Annotated in this window: 21 protein-coding genes and 2 tRNA genes; 6 read left to right on the top strand and 17 right to left on the bottom strand. The window is 39.6% G+C overall.

Translation table 11 applies throughout. The features are described from left to right. A complete protein-coding gene (gene argC / locus AC1Z3S_RS10895; RefSeq protein ID WP_461740397.1) occupies positions 1-1,029 on the bottom strand; it encodes an N-acetyl-gamma-glutamyl-phosphate reductase in 1,029 nt (342 codons plus the stop codon). Between the two features lie 251 nt (positions 1,030-1,280). After that, complete coding sequence (locus tag AC1Z3S_RS10890; RefSeq protein WP_461740396.1) at positions 1,281-2,423, bottom strand: acetylornithine transaminase; 1,143 nt, start codon at positions 2,421-2,423, stop codon at positions 1,281-1,283. 375 nt (positions 2,424-2,798) lie between these two features. Here AC1Z3S_RS10890 and AC1Z3S_RS10885 point away from each other — a divergent pair, with 375 nt between their 5' ends. Next, positions 2,799-3,521 carry a GntR family transcriptional regulator gene (locus tag AC1Z3S_RS10885; protein WP_461740395.1) on the top strand — a complete coding sequence of 241 codons (723 nt, stop codon included), beginning with the start codon at positions 2,799-2,801 and terminating at the stop codon, positions 3,519-3,521. 151 nt (positions 3,522-3,672) lie between these two features. Here the strand turns inward: AC1Z3S_RS10885 and AC1Z3S_RS10880 are convergent, their stop codons facing one another. Beyond that, on the bottom strand, positions 3,673-4,515 hold the full coding sequence (locus AC1Z3S_RS10880) for a TIGR03943 family putative permease subunit (protein ID WP_461740394.1): 843 nt from the start codon (positions 4,513-4,515) through the stop codon (positions 3,673-3,675). 13 nt (positions 4,516-4,528) lie between these two features. Further along, complete coding sequence (locus tag AC1Z3S_RS10875; protein ID WP_461740393.1) at positions 4,529-5,578, bottom strand: permease; 1,050 nt, start codon at positions 5,576-5,578, stop codon at positions 4,529-4,531. A 179-nt stretch (positions 5,579-5,757) separates the two neighbouring features. On the opposite strand from AC1Z3S_RS10875, the gene AC1Z3S_RS10870 reads away from it, so the two are divergent. Further along, a complete protein-coding gene (locus AC1Z3S_RS10870; RefSeq protein WP_461740392.1) occupies positions 5,758-6,102 on the top strand; it encodes a thioredoxin family protein in 345 nt (114 codons plus the stop codon). Between the two features lie 73 nt (positions 6,103-6,175). On the opposite strand, the gene AC1Z3S_RS10865 is transcribed toward AC1Z3S_RS10870, so the two are convergent. Then, positions 6,176-6,829, bottom strand: a complete 654-nt coding sequence (locus AC1Z3S_RS10865; RefSeq protein ID WP_265458963.1) for a redox-sensing transcriptional repressor Rex — start codon at positions 6,827-6,829, stop codon at positions 6,176-6,178. Between the two features lie 311 nt (positions 6,830-7,140). Between AC1Z3S_RS10865 and AC1Z3S_RS10860 the strand changes: the two genes are divergently transcribed. After that, complete coding sequence (locus AC1Z3S_RS10860; protein ID WP_461740391.1) at positions 7,141-9,081, top strand: ABC-F family ATP-binding cassette domain-containing protein; 1,941 nt, start codon at positions 7,141-7,143, stop codon at positions 9,079-9,081. Positions 9,082-9,324: 243 nt separating this feature from the next. On the opposite strand, the gene hpf is transcribed toward AC1Z3S_RS10860, so the two are convergent. The 3 genes from hpf to AC1Z3S_RS10845 form a co-directional block, all read right to left on the bottom strand. Beyond that, the gene (hpf, locus tag AC1Z3S_RS10855; RefSeq protein WP_265458961.1) at positions 9,325-9,879 is read right to left on the bottom strand and encodes a ribosome hibernation-promoting factor, HPF/YfiA family; all 555 of its coding nucleotides are present in this window, start codon (positions 9,877-9,879) and stop codon (positions 9,325-9,327) included. Positions 9,880-9,997: 118 nt separating this feature from the next. Next, a complete protein-coding gene (locus AC1Z3S_RS10850; protein ID WP_461740390.1) occupies positions 9,998-10,687 on the bottom strand; it encodes a ComF family protein in 690 nt (229 codons plus the stop codon). Continuing rightward, positions 10,677-11,990 (bottom strand): ATP-dependent helicase ComFA, encoded by a 1,314-nt coding sequence (locus AC1Z3S_RS10845; protein ID WP_461740389.1) that lies wholly within the window; start codon positions 11,988-11,990, stop codon positions 10,677-10,679. The genes AC1Z3S_RS10850 and AC1Z3S_RS10845 overlap by 11 nt, the downstream gene beginning before the upstream one ends. 382 nt (positions 11,991-12,372) lie before the next feature. Here AC1Z3S_RS10845 and AC1Z3S_RS10840 point away from each other — a divergent pair, with 382 nt between their 5' ends. Further along, positions 12,373-12,600 (top strand): DUF378 domain-containing protein, encoded by a 228-nt coding sequence (locus AC1Z3S_RS10840; RefSeq protein ID WP_265458958.1) that lies wholly within the window; start codon positions 12,373-12,375, stop codon positions 12,598-12,600. Between the two features lie 131 nt (positions 12,601-12,731). Here the strand turns inward: AC1Z3S_RS10840 and AC1Z3S_RS10835 are convergent, their stop codons facing one another. From AC1Z3S_RS10835 to AC1Z3S_RS10825, 3 genes are all read right to left on the bottom strand, one after another. After that, complete coding sequence (locus AC1Z3S_RS10835) at positions 12,732-13,034, bottom strand: hypothetical protein (RefSeq protein WP_461740388.1); 303 nt, start codon at positions 13,032-13,034, stop codon at positions 12,732-12,734. A gap of 62 nt (positions 13,035-13,096) precedes the next feature. Next, positions 13,097-13,417 (bottom strand): PTS sugar transporter subunit IIB, encoded by a 321-nt coding sequence (locus AC1Z3S_RS10830; RefSeq protein ID WP_265458956.1) that lies wholly within the window; start codon positions 13,415-13,417, stop codon positions 13,097-13,099. A 77-nt stretch (positions 13,418-13,494) separates the two neighbouring features. Beyond that, positions 13,495-13,782, bottom strand: a complete 288-nt coding sequence (locus AC1Z3S_RS10825; protein ID WP_265458955.1) for a DUF7662 domain-containing protein — start codon at positions 13,780-13,782, stop codon at positions 13,495-13,497. A gap of 126 nt (positions 13,783-13,908) precedes the next feature. Here AC1Z3S_RS10825 and AC1Z3S_RS10820 point away from each other — a divergent pair, with 126 nt between their 5' ends. Next, the gene (locus AC1Z3S_RS10820) at positions 13,909-14,544 is read left to right on the top strand and encodes a YigZ family protein (protein WP_461740387.1); all 636 of its coding nucleotides are present in this window, start codon (positions 13,909-13,911) and stop codon (positions 14,542-14,544) included. Between the two features lie 67 nt (positions 14,545-14,611). Here the strand turns inward: AC1Z3S_RS10820 and AC1Z3S_RS10815 are convergent, their stop codons facing one another. Together AC1Z3S_RS10815 and AC1Z3S_RS10810 are read right to left on the bottom strand one after the other, a co-directional pair. Further along, a complete protein-coding gene (locus AC1Z3S_RS10815; protein WP_461740386.1) occupies positions 14,612-15,319 on the bottom strand; it encodes a GntR family transcriptional regulator in 708 nt (235 codons plus the stop codon). A 309-nt stretch (positions 15,320-15,628) separates the two neighbouring features. Further along, positions 15,629-19,873 (bottom strand): acyl-CoA dehydratase activase-related protein, encoded by a 4,245-nt coding sequence (locus AC1Z3S_RS10810; RefSeq protein WP_461740385.1) that lies wholly within the window; start codon positions 19,871-19,873, stop codon positions 15,629-15,631. 225 nt (positions 19,874-20,098) lie between these two features. On the opposite strand from AC1Z3S_RS10810, the gene AC1Z3S_RS10805 reads away from it, so the two are divergent. Next, positions 20,099-20,707 (top strand): TetR/AcrR family transcriptional regulator, encoded by a 609-nt coding sequence (locus tag AC1Z3S_RS10805; protein ID WP_461740384.1) that lies wholly within the window; start codon positions 20,099-20,101, stop codon positions 20,705-20,707. Between the two features lie 83 nt (positions 20,708-20,790). Here AC1Z3S_RS10805 and AC1Z3S_RS10800 read toward each other — a convergent pair whose 3' ends face one another. The 4 genes from AC1Z3S_RS10800 to AC1Z3S_RS10785 form a co-directional block, all read right to left on the bottom strand. Next, positions 20,791-20,958 (bottom strand): hypothetical protein, encoded by a 168-nt coding sequence (locus tag AC1Z3S_RS10800; protein ID WP_461737870.1) that lies wholly within the window; start codon positions 20,956-20,958, stop codon positions 20,791-20,793. A 139-nt stretch (positions 20,959-21,097) separates the two neighbouring features. Continuing rightward, positions 21,098-21,169: transfer RNA gene (locus AC1Z3S_RS10795), tRNA-Gln, on the bottom strand. 1 nt (position 21,170) lies between these two features. Next, positions 21,171-21,254: transfer RNA gene (locus AC1Z3S_RS10790), tRNA-Tyr, on the bottom strand. Between the two features lie 117 nt (positions 21,255-21,371). Then, positions 21,372-21,605, bottom strand: coding sequence for a DUF2969 domain-containing protein (locus tag AC1Z3S_RS10785; RefSeq protein WP_461737871.1), 234 nt, complete (start codon positions 21,603-21,605; stop codon positions 21,372-21,374). Positions 21,606-21,628 lie beyond the last annotated feature (23 nt).

Here is a 21,628-nt window from a genome sequence, read left to right as displayed (position 1 = left end):
TTAAGGGAAAATAGGAACAGCTAACAAGCCGCTGGTCTCATCAATTCCCGCCCATTTATTAAAATTTTGCAGCGCTAATCCCGCAGCGCCCTTTACTAAATTATCAATCACAGTGACCAGTGTCAGATAATTATTTTCTGGATTGATGACGTAGCCGATGTCGCAAAAATTTGAGCCGACAACCTGTTTAATTTGAGGCAGCTGATTTTCCTCCTGCATCCGCACAAACGGTTTGTCATCATAATAAGCAAAGGCCTCAGCCACCTGCTCTTTTGTGGTACCTGTTTTTAATTTGACATAAGAGGAAACTAAAATTCCCCTCGTAATAGGAATCAAACTTGTCGTAAACTGGAGTGTTTTTAGCTCTTGATCAAATTGTTTGAGATGGGCTACGATTTCTGGAATGTGCTGATGCTGATTAACCTTGTACATGCTCATATTTTCCTGCACATTAACAAAATGACTAGCTTCCGTCAGCTTCTTACCGGCTCCTGATAAGCCAGACTTTGCATCAATCACGATGGAATCTAAATCAATCAAGTGATTTTTGATTAATGGCGATAAAGTCAGTTCAGTGGCTGTCGCATAGCAGCCAGGGTTTGAAATTAAATTTCCATCCGGCTTGTCATAAAATTCCGGTACCGCATAAAAAGCTTTTTCCAAAATGTCTGCAGCAGTCGGTGCTTTTTGGTACCACTTTTGATAGTCCGCTGGATTTTTCAAACGCAAATCACCGGACAAGTCAATCACAGGAAAATCGGCTTCAAGAAAAGCGGCAACATTTTCTTTACTGATGCCTGCTGGTGTTGCAAAAAAGACAAGTTCATTTTCTGCCATAATTTTTTTTGCATCAAAAGCCTCCACCGGTTGATGCACTAAACCTTTTAAATGAGGATAAAGTTCAGCAATATCATTTTTATGCATTGTACCACTGCATAAAGTTCCAATTTCTAAATGAGGATGACCTTGAATCAAGCGCATCAATTCAATTCCTGTATAACCTGTAACTCCAACAATTGCCGCCTTCATCCAATCACCTCGTCTTTTAATAACTCTGATTATAGAAAATATTTTTATGCATGTCAATGACTTTTTATAAGTTTTTATCACAATTTTCCAATTTTTTATTCAAAAAAAATTCAAAAAGAAAAACTGCAGAAGCAGCTTGGTTGAAGAGAAACTCTTTTAATGGAGAGTTTCGGCAAACTATTAAAACTTTTCTTTTAAAAAGTTTCGCCAGCGATTGCCTGACTGCCAAGCTTTATCCCACAGTTTTATTTTTAATTTGATTTAGTTAAAACGCTTTGAATGAGACCTGTCGCCTGTTTGATTTCCGCTTCAGTTACGGTTAATGAAGGTAGCAGTCGCAAAACATTTTGGCCGGCCCGCAAAGTCAGTAGCCCTTGCTCCTGTAATTTTTGGATAATCTCCTTGACAGAAAATTCGTCGGCAATCACCAGTCCTACCATCAAACCTTTACCACGGATTTCCACAATTTTATCTGATTGAATTTTTTGAAGCTCATCAAAAAGTAGAGCGGATTTTTGTTGAACATCTGCGAGAAAATTTTCCTCCTGCATAATATCTAACACAGCGTTGGCGGCTGCCATAGCCAATTTATTGCCGCCAAAGGTTGAGCCGTGGCTCCCGGGACCAAAGGCCGTTCCAAGCTTGGTTTTGCCGAGCATGGCACCCACAGGAATTCCATTGCCTAAGCCTTTTGCTAAAGTGATAATATCTGGTTCGATGTGAAATTGTTCAAAGGCAAAGAGACTACCAGTCCGCCCCATGCCGGTTTGAACCTCATCGACGATTAGCAGTGAATTATTTTTTTGACAGAGAGCGGCCACTTGTTGCAGCCATGCTTCATCCGCCGGTAAAACGCCGCCTTCTCCTTGAATTACTTCCAGCATCACGGCCGCTGTGTTATCATCCAAAACTTTTTCTAATTCCCCCATCTGATTATATGGAAGATAAATAAAGTCTGGTACAATCGGACCAAAGCCTTCTTGAATACTAGCTTGACCAGTTGCACTCAGCGCCCCATAAGTTCTTCCGTGAAAGGAATCGATAAATGTAATAATTTTGCTGCGGCCCGTAGCCTTACGGGCCAGCTTCAACGCCGCTTCATTCGCTTCAGCGCCGCTATTACAAAAGAAGGCCAAATAATCTTTCTTACCAATTAATTTTTCAGCAACCGTTTCTTGGAGCTGACTTTGATATAAGTTAGGCATATGCCATAAGATTTCATTTTGCTGCTGCAAAGCTGCTACCAACTGGGGATGACCATAGCCTACATTCATCACACCGATGCCGCTGGTAAAATCTAAAAATTCACGACCTTGATCATCTTTTACAACTGAACCTTGACCAGAAATAATTTCAAATGCCTGCCGTCCATAATTATTGAATAATTTACTCATACTAACGCCTCTTTTTTTTCGTTTTCAAAAGTATACCCAATCATTTTATGCATGTCAAAGAATATTTATGTAAAAATAATTTGATTTTAAAATTTATATGCAAAAATTTCCTAAACAATATTTTTTAGATTCCATCTTTTGTATTTTGCTAAAAAAATTCTTAAGAAGGAAGAAATTCTTGGTTAGAATCATTTTTCGTTATCAAGTTATCCATTTATCACCGAGAACAAGATTTTGTAGCGAGAAAGCCTTACATTTATTTGTTATGTATTCTTGCTTTCAAAAAACACTTTAATTTCGAATTGAAATGAAAATTCGATTGATTGTATAAGTATACTTTGCTCACTATACTAAAGATACAGGGGGGAAATGATTATGACAAAATATGAAGAAATTGCAGCCGCTATCCGCGAAAGAATTCGTTCAGGCAGTTATCCGCCAAATCAATTAATGCCGAATCAAACTGACTTTGTTGAAGAATTTAATGTGAGCCGGATGACGATTAAAAAAGCATTGAATCTCTTAATGAACGAAGGCTTGATTAATTCGCAACGGGGTTCTGGAACCCGCGTAATGAGTCCAGCGCTTTGGGGCAATTCCACTGATTGTTTGCAAAAATTTGAATATGAAAAATTGCAGCTGTCAGAAGAACAGTTTGATTTATTAAATATTTCGATTTTAGATTTTGAAGTGCAGTTTCCTAATAAAGATACACAGCAACAATTAGGCATTAGCCGCGAACAACCCGTCTATTATCTAGCACGACTTTACACATTAGCTGGCAAGCCCTACGTTAAAGAAGACGTCTACATACCGGTTTCAATGGTGCCCAAATTGACCGAAGAAATTATCGAAAACTCGATTTATCGTCATTTAGTTGATACTTTGCATCTGCGTTTTGGCGGCATTTTTAAATCCGTCTATGCGGAAAATTCAACAAAAGAAGATCAAAAACTTTTAGCCGTTCCTAATCGCCAAAGTATTTTGGTTACAGAACAAGTCGTTTATTTAAAAGACAGCAAACCGATTGAATATTCCATCTGCCGCAGTATCGGCAATGATCGGCGAATCACATTTGTTGAAGCAAAAACAGCCTGAACTATTTAGAAAAAAAACTCCTGTAGTCGAATAAACTGCGGGAGTTTTTTAGTTTTTCATTCAATAAGAGCTTTTAAAAAAAACAAAAGCTGATTCTCCAATAAAATTTATCTTCTATTGATTTTTCAGATTAAAAGAGAAGGAACAATTTTTAAAAGGCCCGGTAAACATATTGATTGCTCGGGGCGTTGACTTTTTCAATCGATGTCACTTGAATGGAAGGGATACTACTTTCCAAAGGTGCGTAATAAGTCGTGCCGATAACTCCTTCAACAGTCACCCAATCGTTATTTTCAAAGCTGACTCCTGCTGGCAAATTACTCAGCAGACCAAACACACCCGAATCGGCAACACAGTGGATCACACCAAAGCGAAAGGCAAAAATTTGATTGGCTTCGCCTTGGGGCGCCTGAAAAACAAAACCGGTGTACTTAATAGTTTTTCCTTGAAAGATGCTGGGATAATTATAAATGATTTCCATAATTTCCAAGTAGTTATCATCGGTGACTTTAATTGCATTATCTGTTTCATATTTGCTTAATAAAGTTTCCATCATAGAATTGTAATCTGAGTCATTGTAATAAATGCTCGTGTCCGGCCGCAAATATTGGGTATTCATCTCTGGATCGCCGACCGACTCTTCACTGATGGGAAAGGTAATCCCCTTCGCTTCAACAATCGTTGCATCTAAACTAACCGTTGGAAAAACAGTCGCCACCAGTAATGGGATTATTAATAAGCCATAGGAGCTCAATTTTTGATACCATTTATTCAAATGATGATCATGGTCTAGCTCCTCTTCATGTTGGTGAGGCTGTTCAGTTTTGCCAGTCATCCACAGATACAATTGAACGAGAGCCAAAACCAAAGCTAAAATCATCGAAAGTATTGCTAAATATTGGTAATGAATATTGATGTATTGATCTAATTTTCCCGTGACCATCAGATACATCATCACTTCAAAATAACCAGATAAGATTAAAAAACGCAGCACAATTGCTCCCCCTTTAAATGACTAAACCGTAAATCAAAACGGTCACTGTGATAATGGCGACTAACTGTAAAATAAATTTCGTTGAAAAATAGCGTTTCATCATCAATAAATTTTTAATGTCCACCATTGGGCCAAAAACTAGAAAAGCCACGACTGGAGCAGAGCCAAATAAACTGAGCAGCGATGAGCCGATAAAAGCATCGGCTTCTGAACACAAGGACATGGTGAAGGCGAGAACCATCATCACCAAAATCGCTAAAAAAGTATTTGAGCCCAGTGTCAACATGGCTCCAGTCGGCAAATAAGTTTGCATGGCCGATGCAATTAAACCACCAATCATCAAGTAACGACCAGTGTCAAAAAATTCATCAATGGCATGAACTAAAACATTGCCCACCTGTGACAGAAACCCTTTTTTTTCACTCCCATGGTGATGATGTTCTTTTCCGTGAGAATCTTCAACTATCTTCTCTTCACTACTGTAATATTCAAGGACAGCTTCTGAAAAACCGTTTGCTGTAAAGTTAGAATTTGCTACAACTTGATTAGCGCCTGCTAAGGCCGTCTCAGGAATTTTCGACAAATGATGCTGACTGAAGGCTTCATTTAGACGGGTTTTCAGCACTTGTTCTTTGCATAAATAAGCTAGCCACAAGCCTACAACTAAGGCGACAACAAAACTACCCACCATCCGTAAAATAGCGTAGCGCCATGTATTGCTAAAGGCGATATAAGTTGAAAAAATAACGACTGGATTAATAATCGGGGCTGTCAGCATAAAAGCAAATGCCGTGTAAACTGGTACATCTTTTTTTACAAATTGATGGACAATCGGCACAATACCACACTCGCAGGAGGGAAAGAAAAAGCCCATACAGGAGCCGAATAGAATGGAGAGAATTTTATTTTTCGGCAAAAATCGTTTAACTCTGGCAGGTGTTAAAAAAACCTGCAACGCACCGGAGATAATACAGCCTAATAAAACAAAAGGCAGAGCTTCAATCACAATTGAAAGAAAGATTGTACTCATTTGTAAAACTGAGCTGGGTAAAAAATCAAACATAGAATCCAAACCTCCTGTAAATTCTTTTCAAGAATACGCCTCTTAGAAAAAAACTACAAGATTTTTTTCGATTTTTAATTTGTCCTTAGGAAACGAAATGTTGTCCTGCAAGCATTTTATTGGTATTTTTGATAATCCCGACTAAAATGAAGCTAAGAAGTCAAACTTGAGGTGGTCAAATGGAAAAATATTCAGATATTGCAGCAATCCAAAGCGCATTACAAGAGCCAGTCAGCATTTTATATATTTCGATGCCTGATTGCAGTGTCTGCGTGGCAGTCAAGCCCCGTTTAGAAAAATTGGCACAGGATTTAGCGGTCCCACTTTATCAAATGGATGCCTTTGAGGTGCCAGAAGTTGCTGGTGAATTTCAGGTGATGACGGCCCCGGCGGTATTGGTTTTTTCAAAGGGAAAAGAATTGCAACGGCAAGCTCGTTTTATCAATTTTGAAAAAATTAGCAGCTTAGTGGAGGACTTTCAAGCGAGCGATACGAGTGTTGATTATGAAACATTATTTAAATAATGGTCGTTAAAAAGAGCTGAATTATCGAATCACTGATGTTTAAGATCCAGTGAAAAGATAATTCAGCTCTTTTTTAAGCTTTTTCTTCTGGTGTAGCAGAATTATTATTGTGTAGGAAGTAAATCAACGTTTGCAATTCGTTCGTCAAATCAACATTTTGAATTAAGACATCCTTTGGTGCTGACAAACGTGCGGCAGTAAAGTTTAACACGCCTTTAACCCCGGCTTCTCCAAGCTGCTTAACAACTTCTTGGGCTCTGGCAGCCGGCAAGGTTAAAATCGCTACCTCAATTTGCTGAACACGAATTTGCTCCAGCATATCCTCCATTGGATAAACAGGAATACCATCGACAATTCTGCCGATAATTTCTTCATTAACATCAAAGGCACAGCTGATACGAATGCTGTTACTTTGGTGAAATTTATATTTTAACAAAGCTGAACCTAAATTTCCGACACCGACTAAAGCAACATTGGTCAATTGGTCATCATTTAGAGTTTTAGCAAAGAAGTTCATCAAGCTTTCCACGTCATAGCCATACCCTCTTTTGCCTAATTCGCCAAAATAAGAAAAGTCACGGCGGATTGTAGCGCTGTCCACTTGGACTGCCTCACTTAATTCGGTCGATGAAACTTTTGTTTTGCCGGCATTGTTTAAAATTCTTAAGTAACGGTAATATAGCGGCAAACGTTTGACCGTCGCCTTGGGAATTACATGATCTTTCATAATTATCCTCCTTGTTCATCCACATGAAACTGTTTATCGCAATTTTTAGCTGAATGGGTAACTTTTCGCTGATGCAGTGTTTCAAGCCTTCTGAATAAAATGCTTTCACGAAACTTTACCGCCTTTTGCACCTGTCAGTCTAAAAAAATCTTTCACAAATAGTGACAGCCTAATAATAGCAGTAACCATCAGGAAAAAGCAATAAATTAGCTTAACTTTGTGATAATTTTAGAATTAGTTCACAAGGTCGCTGATTCAAGTAAAATATGATACACTATGTTCAGCAAATTTACTGTAGAAAGAGGATTCATATGCTGTTATTACAGGCAAATCAAGTGGCTCGTTACTTCGGTGCGGAGTCGCTTTTTGAAAATATCCAAATGGAAGTCAGCTCCAATTCTAGAATTGGTTTGGTAGGTCGTAACGGTGCTGGCAAATCGACCTTGTTAAAAATAATTGCCGGTATTGAAGCTCCGGATGCCGGAAATATCACTAAAGTCAAGGGGACGACTCTTGGCTATTTGGCTCAAGATACCGGTCTTGCTTCAAAAGATTCCGTCTGGGAGGAAATGCTGAAGGCCTTTGAAAAAGTTCGTCAAATGGAAGCCCGCATGCGGGAGTTGGAAGTAATCATTTCAACAAGCACTCCTGAAGGCCCTCAGTACGAAAGTGTCTTAAAGGAATATGATCGATTACAGCATGATTTTTCTGATTTAAACGGCTACGGCTATGAAAATGAAATTCGCTCAGTCCTTCATGGCTTTAATTTTGATGAAACTTTTTATCAACAATCAATCGAAACGCTATCCGGTGGTCAGAAAACTCGTTTAGCTTTAGCAAAATTACTTTTGCAGCGGCCGGATATTTTGATTTTAGATGAACCCACCAACCACTTAGATATCGAAACGCTTAGTTGGTTGGAGAATTATTTGCAGGGCTATACTGGGGCTCTCTTAATTGTCTCCCATGACCGTTACTTTTTGGACAAAGTGGTCAATGAAATTTATGAACTCTCCCGCCATAAACTGCGAAATTATAAGGGCAATTACTCCCGCTATTTAGATTTAAAGGCCGAACAGCTAGCTTCGGAGTGGAAGGCCTATGAAAAACAACAGACAGAAATTGCTAAACTTGAAGATTTTGTTGCCCGTAATCTCGTTCGAGCCTCCACCACTAAAAGAGCCCAAAGTCGTCGGAAAAAATTAGAAAAAATGGACCGGATGGATCGGCCTGAAGGGGATGAAAAATCAGTTTCCTTTTTGTTTGCAATTGATAAAGTCTCTGGCAATGTCGTTTTGCAGGTGGAGGATGCCGCCATCGGCTATGATCAGACTGTTTTATCTGACCCAATCAATCTGGACATCCGCAAACAAGAAGCCGTTGCCCTAGTGGGACCAAATGGGATTGGTAAATCAACGCTGCTGAAATCTTTAATCGGCGAGATTCCCTTTATTAAAGGCGAAGCCCACTTTGGAACAAATGTTTCTGTTGGCTATTACGACCAAGGTCAAGCCGACCTTCACAGTAATAAAACCGTTTTGGCAGAGCTGTGGGACGAACATCCCACGACTCCGGAAAAAGATATCCGTACTGTTTTAGGGGGCTTTTTATTTAGCGGAGATGATGTTGAAAAAACAATTCCTCTACTCAGCGGTGGTGAAAAAGCGCGAGTCGCTCTGGCAAAACTTTCGATGGATAAAGAAAACTTTTTGATTCTCGATGAGCCCACCAACCATTTAGATATCGACAACAAAGAAGTTTTAGAAAATTCTTTAATTGATTATGAAGGTACGTTGTTTTTCGTTTCCCATGACCGCTATTTTATTAATCGCATCGCCACTAAAGTAATTGAGCTCTCTGAAACCGGCAGCAAAGTCTATCTAGGCGATTATGATTACTATTTAGAAAAGAAAAAAGAAGAGGAGGAATTGGCGGCACTGGCGGCAGCGGAAAATCCTGAGAAGTTGACAGTCAGCGAACCAGATCTAAAAAACCAATTCTTCTTAGACAAAGAACAGCAAAAATTACTGCGGAATTTAAAACGGAAAATCCAACAGGCTGAAGAAGATTTGGCGCAACTGGATGCTAGCATTGCCAAATTACAAGCTGAGATGAATGACCCCAAATATGCTGATGACCACAGTCAGCTGATGAGTTTGAATCAAGACTTGGAATCCTTATCAGCAGAGCAGGAAGCCACCTTAGAGGAATGGGAAAACTTAAGCATTGAATTAGAAGAACTAGAAAAATAGTTAGAATCGCGCCAATGCAGTAGTTCAAACAAAAAAATTTTCGTTTTACTCAATAAAACCTCAAAATCTGACACTCAGTTTATGGGCTGTCAGATTTTTTTAATACCGAAAAAAGTTTTGAATCTGGAATTGGATAACTAAAATGAGGATTTGATAAATCTTTTAATTCTTCATCTACTTTTTTTAAAATCAAAAGAGCCGGACAAGTAAACTTGTCCGGCTCCGAAAATTTTTAAGTCACGCTTAGTTTGTTTCAATTAAGCCATATTTTCCATCTTTACGACGGTAAACAATGCTGGTGCCGTTTGTTTCTGCGTCTTCAAAGATAAAGAAATTATGTCCTAGCATATTCATTTGTAAAACCGCTTCTTCACTATCCATTGGTTTCAATGATAGGCGTTTTGTACGAACGATATCTAATTCAGAGCTTGTTTCTTCCTCACCAGATTCTTCGTTAAATAAAACAGCAGCATCCGCTGTGTTGACAGCAGTTTCGCGGGATTTACGATTGATTTTAGTCTTAAATTTGCGAATTTGCCGCTCCAATTTATCGACAACCAAATCAATACTTGCGTATAAATCTGGCGAAGTTTCCTCTGCTCGAAGAACTAGATACGGAAGTGGAATTGTTACTTCGACCTTCGCTGTCTTTTCAGTATACACCTTCAAGTTTACGTGAGCGGTAGCATCTGGAACGTCAGTAAAGTATCTTTCCAATTTTCCTACCTTTTTTTCAACATAATCGCGAATAGCTTGAGTAACTTCGATATTTTCTCCACGGACATTGTATTTGAACATAACAATTTCCCCTTTCGTCTACCAATAAAGAAAAGCGTGGACCACTCACGCTCCTCTTCTTAATTCTATTATAACTTTTGTCTAATTCTTTTGCAAAATAAATCGCTATCATTTTTAATCATCTTGCCAGAGAAAAACCGAGAATTTGCCGAGCTCCAGCCGACTGTAAAAGAATCGCTGCATAATAGATTGTCCGACCAGTTGTATAGACATCATCGACTAAAAGAATTTTCTTTCCCGTAATTTTTTCTGGAGCAGCCTTTAATTTAAAAGGCTGCGGCATCGCTAAACGCTCTTGGCGATTTTTCAACGATTGCGGCGCTGTCTCCCGCCGCTTTAATAATTCAGTTATCGGAATCGCAGCAGCAGTTAAAAAGCTGCTGACCTGATTAAAGCCCCGCTCTCGATACCTTTTCTTAGATAACGGCAGCGGACAAATCAAAAAATTTTCTTTGCGATATTTTTTCAAAGATCCTTTGACTTCTTTAGTGAAGGTGTGACGTAGCTGATAATTCCCCAAAATTTTATATTCTTTCAGCCATTCACCGTAGGCTGCATCATAGACAAATAAACTTTCCTGCTGAAACTCTAGCTGCGGGTAATACGACCGCCAAAATTGGCAATCGCTACAGAGTCCTGGCTTAATCATCGGTTTTTGACAGCCGGAACAGTTCGAAACCTGCCCTTGAAAAGTAAATTTCTGACGACAAGCTTGACAGAGCTCCCATTCTTTCATTTTTTGCGGTAACAGTAATTCTCTTAGACTTAGATTGCGAATGATTTCATGATTGCAATAGCTACACTTCATCTATTAATCCCGCCTTTGTGCCAGCCTGATTCATTGCCTTAATTTCCTTGAACGCTTGACGCATGGCTGTGCTCATCTGATCGTAAATTAAAATGACTTCCCCATGACTTGGCGGTCCTTTGCGGTCAACCCGACCCGCAATTTGGATCAATGCTGCTTGATTAAAAACGCGGTGGTTCGCTCCTAAAACAATTACTGAGAGCTTTTCAAAGGTGACTCCCCGCTCTAGAATAGTAGTCGTCAAAAGCAGTTGGTATTTATTTTCCCGCATTTCTGTGACAATTTCTTCCCGTCTAGGATGATTGCCATGAACAGCGGCTATTAGCAACTCAGGAAATTCTTTCTTTAAATGTTTGGCTAACATTTCCATCAAAGAAATGCTGGGACAAAAAAGCAGAACACGATTTTGAGCCAATAATTGTTTTAAAAGCTGAATTAGTTTTTTTAGTTTTTTCCCAGAAGCACAGCGCTGCCACCAATTATTCCACCATAATAATTTGGGGACTGGTAGCGGCCTGCGATGATAGCGGGCGGGAATTTTTTCAATCATAAAGTCGTCTTTGATTTGTCGTAGTAGTTTGGGTGAGGGCGTAGCAGTCAGATAAATTAAACTGCTCTTTGGTAGGCGGCTTTGGGCTACTCCATAAGCCAACTGAGGATTATCTGCAAAGGGAAAGGCATCAATTTCATCGATGATTAAGACATCGAACGCCTGATAAAAACGCAAGAGCTGGTGGGTTGTGCAAATTGTCAACAGACTATACCGATAGTTTTCCTCAGAGTTACCGTACAAAAGTAAGATGTCAATATCGGGGAAAACAGCCTGCAACCGAGGATATAATTCCCGGCAGACATCAATTCTAGGAGAAGCAATTGCAAACCGCTCACCGCTTTTCAAAGCGGTTTTTAACCCTTTAAAAAGCATTTCTGTTTTTCCTGAACCCGTCACCGCCCACAATAATAAATTGCGTTTTTGCTTCATTGCTTTTAAAACCTGTCGAGAGCCGCTAATTTGCTGTGGCGCTAGCGTTCCCGCCCAATCCAATTTAAGAGCTTGAGGTGTGCGGAGTGGTTCTTTTTGATGGACTAGAGCCAAGTCGGAACTAACCCGCCCCAAATGAATACAACTTGGGCAATAAAAATGGCCGTTAGGTAAACGAACTGCTTCTTTTGAAAAAGAGCTCCCACAGCGCTGACATACTACCGTCGACGGAGTAATCTTCATACTGGCTGAAAAAATTAAATTGGATTTTTTGCTAATCGTTTTTCGCCGCAGCTCCCGACGACCATAAAACTCACTCATATAAAAACCCCCGCTATAAATTGCGCAAAATATTTTTGATTTCATTTACATAAAAGAGGCTTTCATAAGATTACAAAAACATTGCAACCTCCAAATATTTCTATGGCGTTTGAAATCTAGAAGGATTCTGGTCGTTTTTTGAAATTGAGAGTTTCTTACACTTGCAAGTAATCTGCAAAAATCAGCAGGAAACTCTTTAATCATCGGGAAAATTAGGAAAAAGATTTTTTTCGACTACTAGCGGAGTCAATATGAAATCTTAAAATTGAAGGATTTTTACTTCAGGAAAGAGGCTTCATAAAAAAACATTTAGGCCGATTAATTGTCAGTCTTAGAGAAAGCCGTTAGCATGAAGCTATCTTAAATGAAGGAGGAAATAACAATGAAAACATTAGATTTTATCGCTTTGGGGTTATTGATTGTTGGCGGCTTAAACTGGTTATTAGTGGGCTTGTTTGAATTTGATTTAGTTGCAGCTATTGCTGGTGGACCAGAAACAATCCTAGCAAAAATTATTTATGTGGTAGTCGGAATTTGTGCTATTTATTCTTTACGCTTCTTCCCGCTAATTTCTCGCACTGCTGAAGTTAGAGATACCACCACAATGTAAGAAAAATCAACGTTACAGATAGTTCAACTGGTTGAATGTCTTTTTATGACTTGTGTCAATTCTTCGCCAATTGGACGATTACCAGAAAACTTAGCTTTACTTAAGCGGCCTAAAATTTTAGCAGCCGCTTTTTATTTTTTTAAACGGTTCAAGCGTTTTATTAGCAGGCTGAAATAACTAATCAGCCAGCCGATAAAAAAGATGGTCAGCTTGAAAGTGTCTTGGCCAATCTGAAAATCGAAATCACTCCAGAAAAAATGCCATCCCTGCCACCACCACAATGTGTCGAGGCAGAAAAAGCCAACAGTTAAGAGCAATAAAAATTTTTCTGATTTGCTCCACAAAATTTTTCTTGTTCGGATAATTAAGCCTACTACTAGCAGCAGAGCCGCAAACATCACTAAACTATTTTCTAACCAATCAAACCAACCCATTATTTTCCTCCCAAATAAAAAAAGCCGGGCCATTAATCTGACCCAGCTCAATCAATCACAAATTATTTTTCAATTAAAGTTAAGGCTTGTTGTAAAACTTTTTCACCGTTCATCATACCGTAATCAGACATGTTGATTACTTCTAATGGAATACCTTTTGGTGCCAAACGTTTTTCGAAGTCACCCTTCATAAAACGAACTTGTGGGCCTAAAAGTAAAACATTAACATCTTTTTGTTCCAATGAAGAATCTGCTTCAGAAGCTGATACCGCAAAGATATCTGCATCTACGCCTTGTGCTTCTGCTGCTTTTTGCATTTTAGTTACTAATAAACTAGTGCTCATTCCTGCTGAACAAACTAGCATGATTGTTTTTTTTGCCATAATAAAATCCTCTTCTTTCTCTGCTTGATAGTATTAATTATACAAGTTCAAAACGAGTTGTCAACGCTTTCTATCTGTTATCCTAAAAGTGAGCTGGATTTTACCAATTTGTTAAAAACAATAAACTCTTTAGCCAAATTGACCACCACCACTTCATAGCCAGCATTTAGCCAGCCGTATGCGCCTTTTTCCGGATGAAGATAGTCATTGGCCCACCAATCCTTATCCTTTTGGGCAGTTTGCGGCAAGCCGCTGTAAGGAAAAAGCAGTTCGTCAAACTGTGTGAAAGTCAACGTCACCTGGGAGCCGTTATTACTTTTTAAATAATGGGTCAAACCATCGTATTTCCGTGTACGCTGCTTCATCCAATCACCCGCTTTTTCTTTTATTATGCCGATTTTTTGTGATAATTTCAATCATCAATTGTTCATCCGTGGTAGGTTTTTGTTATACTATCAGTAACAAACATCATTTTGAAGAAGAGGAAAAAAATGCTAGCAAATTATTTAACAATCAAAGCCGATGGTGTGGTGGAAACTGAGGTCAAAAAATCGCGTTTTCTCTGCGGACTGAAACGTGTCACCTCCGAGGAAGAAGCTAAAGAATTTATCATCCAAATAAAAAAAGAGCATTGGAAGGCCAATCATAACTGCTCAGCATTTGTTATCGGTGAACAAAGTGAGATTCAGCGGAGCTCTGACGATGGCGAACCCAGTGGTACTGCTGGTGTTCCGATGTTGGAGGTTTTGAAAAAAAATCAGCTGATCAACGTTGTCGCGGTGGTCACCCGCTATTTTGGTGGCACTAAGCTTGGGGCCGGTGGTCTAATCCGGGCTTATGCCGGGTCAGTCTCCGCTGCCTTAAAGGAAATTGGCATTGTGCAAGGGCGGTTGCAACAGGAAATTTTTGTCAACATTGAATACCCAATATTAGGAAAATTACAAAATTTTCTTGAAACCCAAGGAATTTATGTGTCAGATACTTTATTCACTGAGCGGGTTCAAGTTGTCTGCATGGTGGACGAGGTGGAAAAAGAGGTCTTCCAAGAACAAGTGGTCGACTTGCTTAGCGGGCAAGTCAGCTTTGCCCTGGGAACGAGCCGTTATGTAGAAACTTTAGTCCAATAAAAAAACTAGAAAAGTCCTCCTTGAAGATTTCCTAAGAACATCGTCAGGGAGGAACCTTTTCTAGTTTTTATTTTTCTAAATAAAATTCAAACCGGCTACCCACATATTGACTGCGAACATATTCAAAAGGTCGGCCATCTTCTAAAAAAGAAACTTGTCGCAGGCGTAAAATGGCATCGCCTTTTTTGATTTCCAAATAATCCGCAATTTTTTCAGAAGCTAGATGGGCCGAAATCGTTTGATTAGCGCCATTGATTTTGTAGCCGCCTTTGCCCTCTAACGTATTATAAAAAGAATTGGTCACTTCATCCCGACTAAAATCTGTCACTAAATCGAGGGGAATTCCCGCCACCTCAAAACAAATCGGAACGCCATCGGCATAACGCACCCGTTCCATGCGGATAATTGCATCTTGTTCCTTCAAGTCTAAATGTTTCATTTCACTGGAACTTGGAGTTGTCTTAAAATAAGAAACAGTCCGACTGGAGGGTTCACGATTTTGCGAGCGCATAATCTCGGTGAAACTGGTGGTGCCCGTCATTTTTTCTTGCACTTTTTCACGGGCCACATATGTTCCAGAACCGATTTTCCGTTCTAAAATCCCCTCGTCTGCCAGCGTTTGAATCGCCTGTCTTAAAGTCATGCGACTCACGCCAAAGGTGACGGAAAGCTCTCGTTCTGAAGGCAAACGGTCGCCGACTTTCCAGTGGCCGCTTTCGATTTCTTTTTTTATTTGATCGTGTATTTGAATATATACTGGTAAGTTGCCAGCCATTTTAAATTCCTCCAATACTCAGACTTTTCAGGCATTCTCTAGCCCTGCTGAGCAGTATATTTGAATATATTATAACTGGTATATACCTAAACTACAAATTTTCTTGAAAAAAAGGCAATCAGAAAAAGACTTTAAGCAAACTGCCCTTACTTTTCGAAATATTTGGACCAGTTGTGATGCTATCGTTAGCCTTCAAAAAGTGGCAGCCTTTCAGCCGTTCCACTTTTTGATGTCTGGTTCAACTTCATTTCATTTAGTAAGTCGTTTAACTTAAAGTCTTTTTGTAATTTGTTTAACTTAAACTCTTTTTTACTGAACGGCAGCTTTCGATGCTAACATTTTTTCCGCTGTTGCCATCATTAAGCGAATCCGATTTAATTGATTGACAATCGACACCCCTGGATCGTAATCAATCGCTGCAATATTAGCTCGTGGGTATTGGCGGCGCAATTCTTTAATGACACCTTTGCCGACAACGTGATTAGGCAGACACCCGAATGGCTGCATGCAGACGATATTATCGACATCGTCTTTTAATAATTCAATCATCTCACCAGTTAAAAACCAACCTTCACCGGTGTGATTGCCGATGGATAAAATTTTACCGGCTTCCTCGGCCATATCGTAAATGGAATGAATTCCGTCAAAGCGTTTGGATTTCCGCAACGCTTTGTCCATTGGTTTCTCCACCATCTCAATAACCCGAATCGCAAATTGCGCTAACATTTTACTTTGTTTGGACATGCCCATATTGTCATACTTCCAAATTTGGTTGTATAACGAATAATTCATAAAGCCAACAATGTCCGGCACGACAGCTTCGGCCCCTTCGCTTTCCAAAAGCCGCACGATATCGTTATTTGCGGTTGGCGAGTATTTTACTAAGATTTCTCCGACAACCCCGACTTTCGGCTTCACAACATCCAATAACGGTACGGTATCAAAATCTTGAATGATTTTTTTTATGTTCATATTGAACTGCGTAAGGGAACCGTTTTTAACATTCTTAGCAACCTTAGCCAGCCAATCTTTGTGCTTTTGATCAATCATGCCTTTTTCTAATTCATACGGCCGGGTGCGATAAACTAAGCGTTCAAACAAATCACCATATAAGAAGGCGACAACGACTCGTTTAATCATCGGTAACGTAAATTTGAAACCAGGATTGCTTTCCACGCCTTTATTCCCCATAGAAATTGACACGACTGGCACCTGTTCAAAGCCAGCATCGTTTAAAGCTTTCCTCAATAGCGGAATGTAGTTGGTCGCCCGACAGCCGCCACCGGTTTGCGTCATCATCACTGAGACATTTTTTAAATCATACTCACCACTTTGCAAAGCTTCCACAAGTTGTCCGATGGAAATAATTGCTGGGTAGCAGGCATCGTTATTTACATATTTCAAGCCGACATTAATCGCTTCATTGTCCTCTGAAGGCAGGCAGACAACATCATAGCCTGAGGCCTGCAGGGCTAAATCAACTAAGCCCTCTTGGTGAATTGGGCTGAGCATCGGCATCAATAACGTGTGATTTTTCTTCATCTCTTTCGTGAAGATAATTTTTTCTGGCTCTTCATAGCGCTTCATCGGTTCAAAATGCATTTTACTGCGTTCACCGACGGCTGCTTTTAAGGAACGCAGCCGAATACGAATCGCGCCGAGATTAGAGCCTTCATCAATTTTCAAGACGGTGTAAATTTTTCCGTATTGATCCATAATTTCTTCAACCTGATCAGTTGTAACGGCATCTAAGCCACAACCAAAGGAATTTAATTGAACTAATTCCAAATTTTTTGACTTGGCTACAACCCGAGCCGCTGCATATAAACGGGAATGGTAGACCCATTGATTGACAACCCGCAAGTTGCCGACATTAGCAAGATGAGAAATACTATCTTCTGTTAAGACATGGAAGCCTTCTTGGGTAATCACTTCCGCAATGCCATGATTGATTTCTGGATCTAAATGATAAGGCCGGCCTGACAGCACAATCCCTTTTTCGTTTTTCATGTTGAGCATCATCAAGGTATCTTCGCCCTTTTGCCGAATATCTTCTTTAAAGTTTTCCAGCTCTTCATAACCGTGATGCACGGCGGCGGACATTTCTTCTTCTGAAATGCCTAAGTCCGCAAAAGCTTCGCTCATTACTTTAATCACCGACTCCTCATTGCCTAAATTTAAATAAGGATTGCGGTAATCGACTTTGCCGTCACGAATATCATCGACATTATTTTTAATTACATCGGGATAGCTTTGAACGATTGGACAATTAAAATTATTGTCCGCTTTGGCATCTTCTTTTCTTTCAAAAACGACACCAGGATAAAAAATTAACGGCACTTGGTCATCAATTAACGCTTGAATGTGACCGTGGGTAATTTTGGCTGGATAGCAGGCAGTATCACTAGGAATAGTTTCCATCCCTTGTTCATATAATTCTTTGTTTGATCGGGGTGACAGCTGCACTCTAAAACCTAAATCAGTAAAAATTGTATGCCATAACGGATAGTTTTCATACATATTTAATACTCGAGGAATCCCAACGATACCTCTGGTGGCTTTATCTTTTCTCAAGGCACGGTATTTAAACAGACGTTTGTATTTATAATCAACTAAATTAACTTTACGATCTTCTTTTTTGACCTTAATGCGGGCGCCCCGCTCACAACGGTTACCAGTGACAAAACGGCGACCATCTGAAAAAACGGTGACTGTCATCATACAATTATTTTCGCAAAGTCCGCAATGGGTGAATTCTTTATCCGCTGTAAAAGCATCTAATTCATCGGCAGCTAACGTTGTGGTTTCTTCACCAATCTCATAATCTTCTAAAGCAATTAAAGCTGCACCATAAGCCCCCATCAAGCCGGCAATCGACGGCCGGACAACTTGGCGGCCGCTGATCATTTCAAAGGCTCGTAAAACAGCTTCATTATAAAAAGTCCCGCCTTGGCAGACAATTTTTTCCCCCAGCTCTTCTGGGCGGCGAATTTTAATAACTTTATAAATCGCATTTTTAATAACCGAATAAGAAAGTCCTGCTGAAATATCACCAACAGTCGCACCTTCTTTTTGCACTTGCTTAACCTTTGAATTCATAAATACGGTACAGCGGGAACCTAAATCCACTGGGGTTTTTGATTTCAAGGCTTCTAAAGCAAAGTCCTTCACGTCAAAATTTAAAGACTTAGCAAAGGTTTCAATAAACGAGCCGCACCCAGATGAACAGGCTTCATTCAACTGGATTGATGACAAGACGCCATCTTTAATGGTCATCGCCTTCATATCCTGACCGCCGATATCTAAAATAAAATCAACACCCGGTTGGAAATGATTGGCCGCTTTATAATGGGCCATCGTTTCGACTTCACCGATATCAATTTTTAGCGCATTTTTTATTAATTGCTCGCCATAGCCAGTCACAGCCGCTTTTCCAATGAAAACTTCAGCCGGCATTTGACTGTATAAATCTTTTAAAACTGCCATCGTCGTTTCCAATGGCTGTCCTTGGTTGTTGCCGTAATGGCTGAACAACAAATTACCTTCTTCATCAATCAAGGTAACTTTTGTCGTCGTTGAACCGGCATCAATCCCTAAGAAGGCCACGCCAGAATGTTGAGCTAACTCTTTTTGACTCGCTTGGGCTTGATTGTGGCGTTTTCTAAACAACGCCAACTCCTCTTCGTTTTTAAAAAGCGGCTCTAAGGTATCCGTTGGTGCTAATTGTTCTTGGTCACCGTTTTCCAAAGAATCCAATAATTTTTCTAAAGAGGTTGCCTGATTGCCTTCAGAATAAAGAGCGGCTCCCATCGCCACAAACAGCTGGGGATTTTCTGGAAAAATCACATCTTCATCTGCTATATCTAGAGTTTCAATAAAACGCCGCCGCAGCTCAGACATAAAGAATAATGGTCCACCGAGAAAAGCAATTTTCCCGGTAATTTTCCGCCCCGCTGCTAAGCCGGCAATTGTTTGGTTGACCACTGCTTGAAAAATACTTGCAGCAATATCTTCTTTAGCCGCCCCTTCATTAATCAAAGGCTGCACATCCGTTTTGGCAAAAACGCCGCAGCGGGATGCAATCGGATAAATAGTTGTATAATTTTTCGCCAATTCATTGACTCCATTGGCGTCCGTTTTTAAAAGAACGGCCATCTGATCAATGAAAGCTCCGGTTCCTCCCGCACAAGAACCATTCATCCGCTGCTCTAAAGCCCCTTGAAAAAAAGTAATCTTGGCGTCTTCGCCGCCAAGCTCGATGGCAACATCGGTTTGCGGAATAATTTCTTCGACAGTTTTTGTACAAGCAATCACTTCTTGGACAAAGGGAATCTCTAAAACTTCTGCCAAGCCCATTCCACCGGAGCCTGTAATGGTCATGGTCAATTCTTGATTATTTAAAATTTCCTGTGCTTCTTTTAAAACTTTAATCGTGGCTTGTTTAACATCAGAGTAATGGCGTTCGTATTTAGCAAAGATCGTTTCATTTTCCTCGGTCAAAATAACCAATTTTACCGTGGTAGAACCAACGTCAATTCCTGCTCTAATTGTCATATTTTTCATCTCCTTGGCTCTATCAGCCTAGTAAAACCTGTCTCAAGTGAGATAATTAACAAATATTAATTTTACGACACTTTGTTGATTATCTTACAAACTGTTTGATATACTATATGTATCTATTTTAGAAAGATTTTAATTAATTTTCAACAAGCAATATTCTGCATTTTGTGAGATAAACGACAAATGTTTTTATTTTGTTGGAAAAAAAGAGGTTTTTTTATGACGAAGAAAACAGATTTGCGGGTCAAGCGAACCCACAAAATGATTATTGAAGCTTTTATCAAACTCGTTAGTGAAAAAGGCTACGATAATTTAACTATTCAAGATATCGCCGATGAAGCGATGATTAATCGGGCAACCTTTTATGCCCATTTTAAAGACAAACAGGATTTATACGATCACATTTTTGGTTTTGCTGTCAAAGCTTTTTCAGATATTCTTGATCCATCTGAGCTGGTCCAAGGCAATCGCATTAAAGTTAAAACAATCGAAATTTTACTGACTAATATCTACAAAGAAATCCATAAAAATAGAACTTTCTTCCTATTAATAATGGATGGCTCCTCCAATGAGTTACTGCGGCAAAAACTAGCCGACATTCTCTATGAAAAATACGACGATGTCTTTAAAAAGCTGCGGATCACTGAAAATGATATTGAAGTGCCGATTGATTTTGTGGTGGAATATATGACTTCCATTTTTGTCGGCACACTCCACTGGTGGCTCACCAGCGATACTGAGATGCCCGCCAATCACCTAGCCCGACTAGTAATCAAACTAGTCGGTAATGGTCATCTGACAGTTCTCGGTTTAGAAGTCGAAAGATAAAAAAATTCTGGATCAAAGGAAATTTCCTCCGGTCCAGAATTTTTTTATTGAAGTCCCAACTTCAAGCAATGACTTGGTCTTGCTTAGTGAATTTTGGCGCCCCATTTTTTATTGTGTTGAGTGTTGCGATTGGTTTTCACTTTAACGCCTTTACCTTTGGTGGTTAATCTCATTTCGACATCATATTTATCATCTTTAATGATATCGTAAACTTTTTCAGCGGCTTCTTGAATTCTTGCTTTTAAGGCCATTTGTTTTTCCTCCTTGAAATTTTGTCTTCTATATTATTTTACCTAAGTCAAAAAAAACTGCAAGGAGGAGCACTTTAGAATTTCTATTTGAAATAAAAAACTCGTCAAGCCGCGGCTTGACGAGCAATTTGTTATTTTACTGGGGTAGCTGGATTCGAACCAACGCATGAGGGAGTCAAAGTCCCTTGCCTTACCGCTTGGCTATACCCCAATGGTGGAGGAGAGTGGATTCGAACCACTGAACCCTAAGGAACGGATTTACAGTCCGTCGCGTTTAGCCACTTCGCTACTCCTCCAAGCTATTAGCTGAAATTTTCTCAGCTCTCAGGTCAGCTAGTAAAAAACCTGACTTAGATATAATACATAATTTCTCAGGGTTTGACAAGTCTTTTTCCAAACTTTTTTTTGTTATCTTACTCTTGCAAATTCCATTGGCGAATAATTAATTCAACCGCTTCGTCAAAAGTCTTGACTGAGCCTTTAAAACCACCGCTCATCTCATAATCGAAATTCTTCGGACCTTTTTCGATAACTTCACCAATTTGTTTTTTTCCAATAAATAATTGATTGACTGTCACTTGGCTGCCATTAACTGTTTTCTCACTGGCTTCCACACGGATTTCGATATCTTTATTTTTTTTGCTCACCATTTTCACCTCGAAGGATAGTT

The sequence above is a fragment of the Enterococcus sp. LJL90 genome, assembly GCF_056924355.1.
The sequence above is the reverse complement of the archived record's forward strand: the minus strand, read 5'-3'. Positions and strand labels throughout refer to the sequence as shown.

What these genes read in the sequence shown, in the direction of transcription:
- AC1Z3S_RS10820 (WP_461740387.1), top strand. Translation starts at nt 13,909, where the DNA reads ATGCTAGCAAATTATTTAACAATCAAAGCCGATGGTGTGGTGGAAACT.
- AC1Z3S_RS10815 (WP_461740386.1), bottom strand. Translation starts at nt 15,319, where the DNA reads ATGGCTGGCAACTTACCAGTATATATTCAAATACACGATCAAATAAAA.
- AC1Z3S_RS10885 (WP_461740395.1), top strand. Translation starts at nt 2,799, where the DNA reads ATGACAAAATATGAAGAAATTGCAGCCGCTATCCGCGAAAGAATTCGT.
- argC (WP_461740397.1), bottom strand. Translation starts at nt 1,029, where the DNA reads ATGAAGGCGGCAATTGTTGGAGTTACAGGTTATACAGGAATTGAATTG.
- AC1Z3S_RS10845 (WP_461740389.1), bottom strand. Translation starts at nt 11,990, where the DNA reads ATGAGTGAGTTTTATGGTCGTCGGGAGCTGCGGCGAAAAACGATTAGC.
- AC1Z3S_RS10850 (WP_461740390.1), bottom strand. Translation starts at nt 10,687, where the DNA reads ATGAAGTGTAGCTATTGCAATCATGAAATCATTCGCAATCTAAGTCTA.
- AC1Z3S_RS10825 (WP_265458955.1), bottom strand. Translation starts at nt 13,782, where the DNA reads ATGAAGCAGCGTACACGGAAATACGATGGTTTGACCCATTATTTAAAA.
- AC1Z3S_RS10870 (WP_461740392.1), top strand. Translation starts at nt 5,758, where the DNA reads ATGGAAAAATATTCAGATATTGCAGCAATCCAAAGCGCATTACAAGAG.
- AC1Z3S_RS10835 (WP_461740388.1), bottom strand. Translation starts at nt 13,034, where the DNA reads ATGGGTTGGTTTGATTGGTTAGAAAATAGTTTAGTGATGTTTGCGGCT.
- AC1Z3S_RS10805 (WP_461740384.1), top strand. Translation starts at nt 20,099, where the DNA reads ATGACGAAGAAAACAGATTTGCGGGTCAAGCGAACCCACAAAATGATT.
- AC1Z3S_RS10860 (WP_461740391.1), top strand. Translation starts at nt 7,141, where the DNA reads ATGCTGTTATTACAGGCAAATCAAGTGGCTCGTTACTTCGGTGCGGAG.
- AC1Z3S_RS10875 (WP_461740393.1), bottom strand. Translation starts at nt 5,578, where the DNA reads ATGTTTGATTTTTTACCCAGCTCAGTTTTACAAATGAGTACAATCTTT.
- AC1Z3S_RS10830 (WP_265458956.1), bottom strand. Translation starts at nt 13,417, where the DNA reads ATGGCAAAAAAAACAATCATGCTAGTTTGTTCAGCAGGAATGAGCACT.
- hpf (WP_265458961.1), bottom strand. Translation starts at nt 9,879, where the DNA reads ATGTTCAAATACAATGTCCGTGGAGAAAATATCGAAGTTACTCAAGCT.
- AC1Z3S_RS10865 (WP_265458963.1), bottom strand. Translation starts at nt 6,829, where the DNA reads ATGAAAGATCATGTAATTCCCAAGGCGACGGTCAAACGTTTGCCGCTA.
- AC1Z3S_RS10890 (WP_461740396.1), bottom strand. Translation starts at nt 2,423, where the DNA reads ATGAGTAAATTATTCAATAATTATGGACGGCAGGCATTTGAAATTATT.
- AC1Z3S_RS10810 (WP_461740385.1), bottom strand. Translation starts at nt 19,873, where the DNA reads ATGACAATTAGAGCAGGAATTGACGTTGGTTCTACCACGGTAAAATTG.
- AC1Z3S_RS10800 (WP_461737870.1), bottom strand. Translation starts at nt 20,958, where the DNA reads ATGGCCTTAAAAGCAAGAATTCAAGAAGCCGCTGAAAAAGTTTACGAT.
- AC1Z3S_RS10840 (WP_265458958.1), top strand. Translation starts at nt 12,373, where the DNA reads ATGAAAACATTAGATTTTATCGCTTTGGGGTTATTGATTGTTGGCGGC.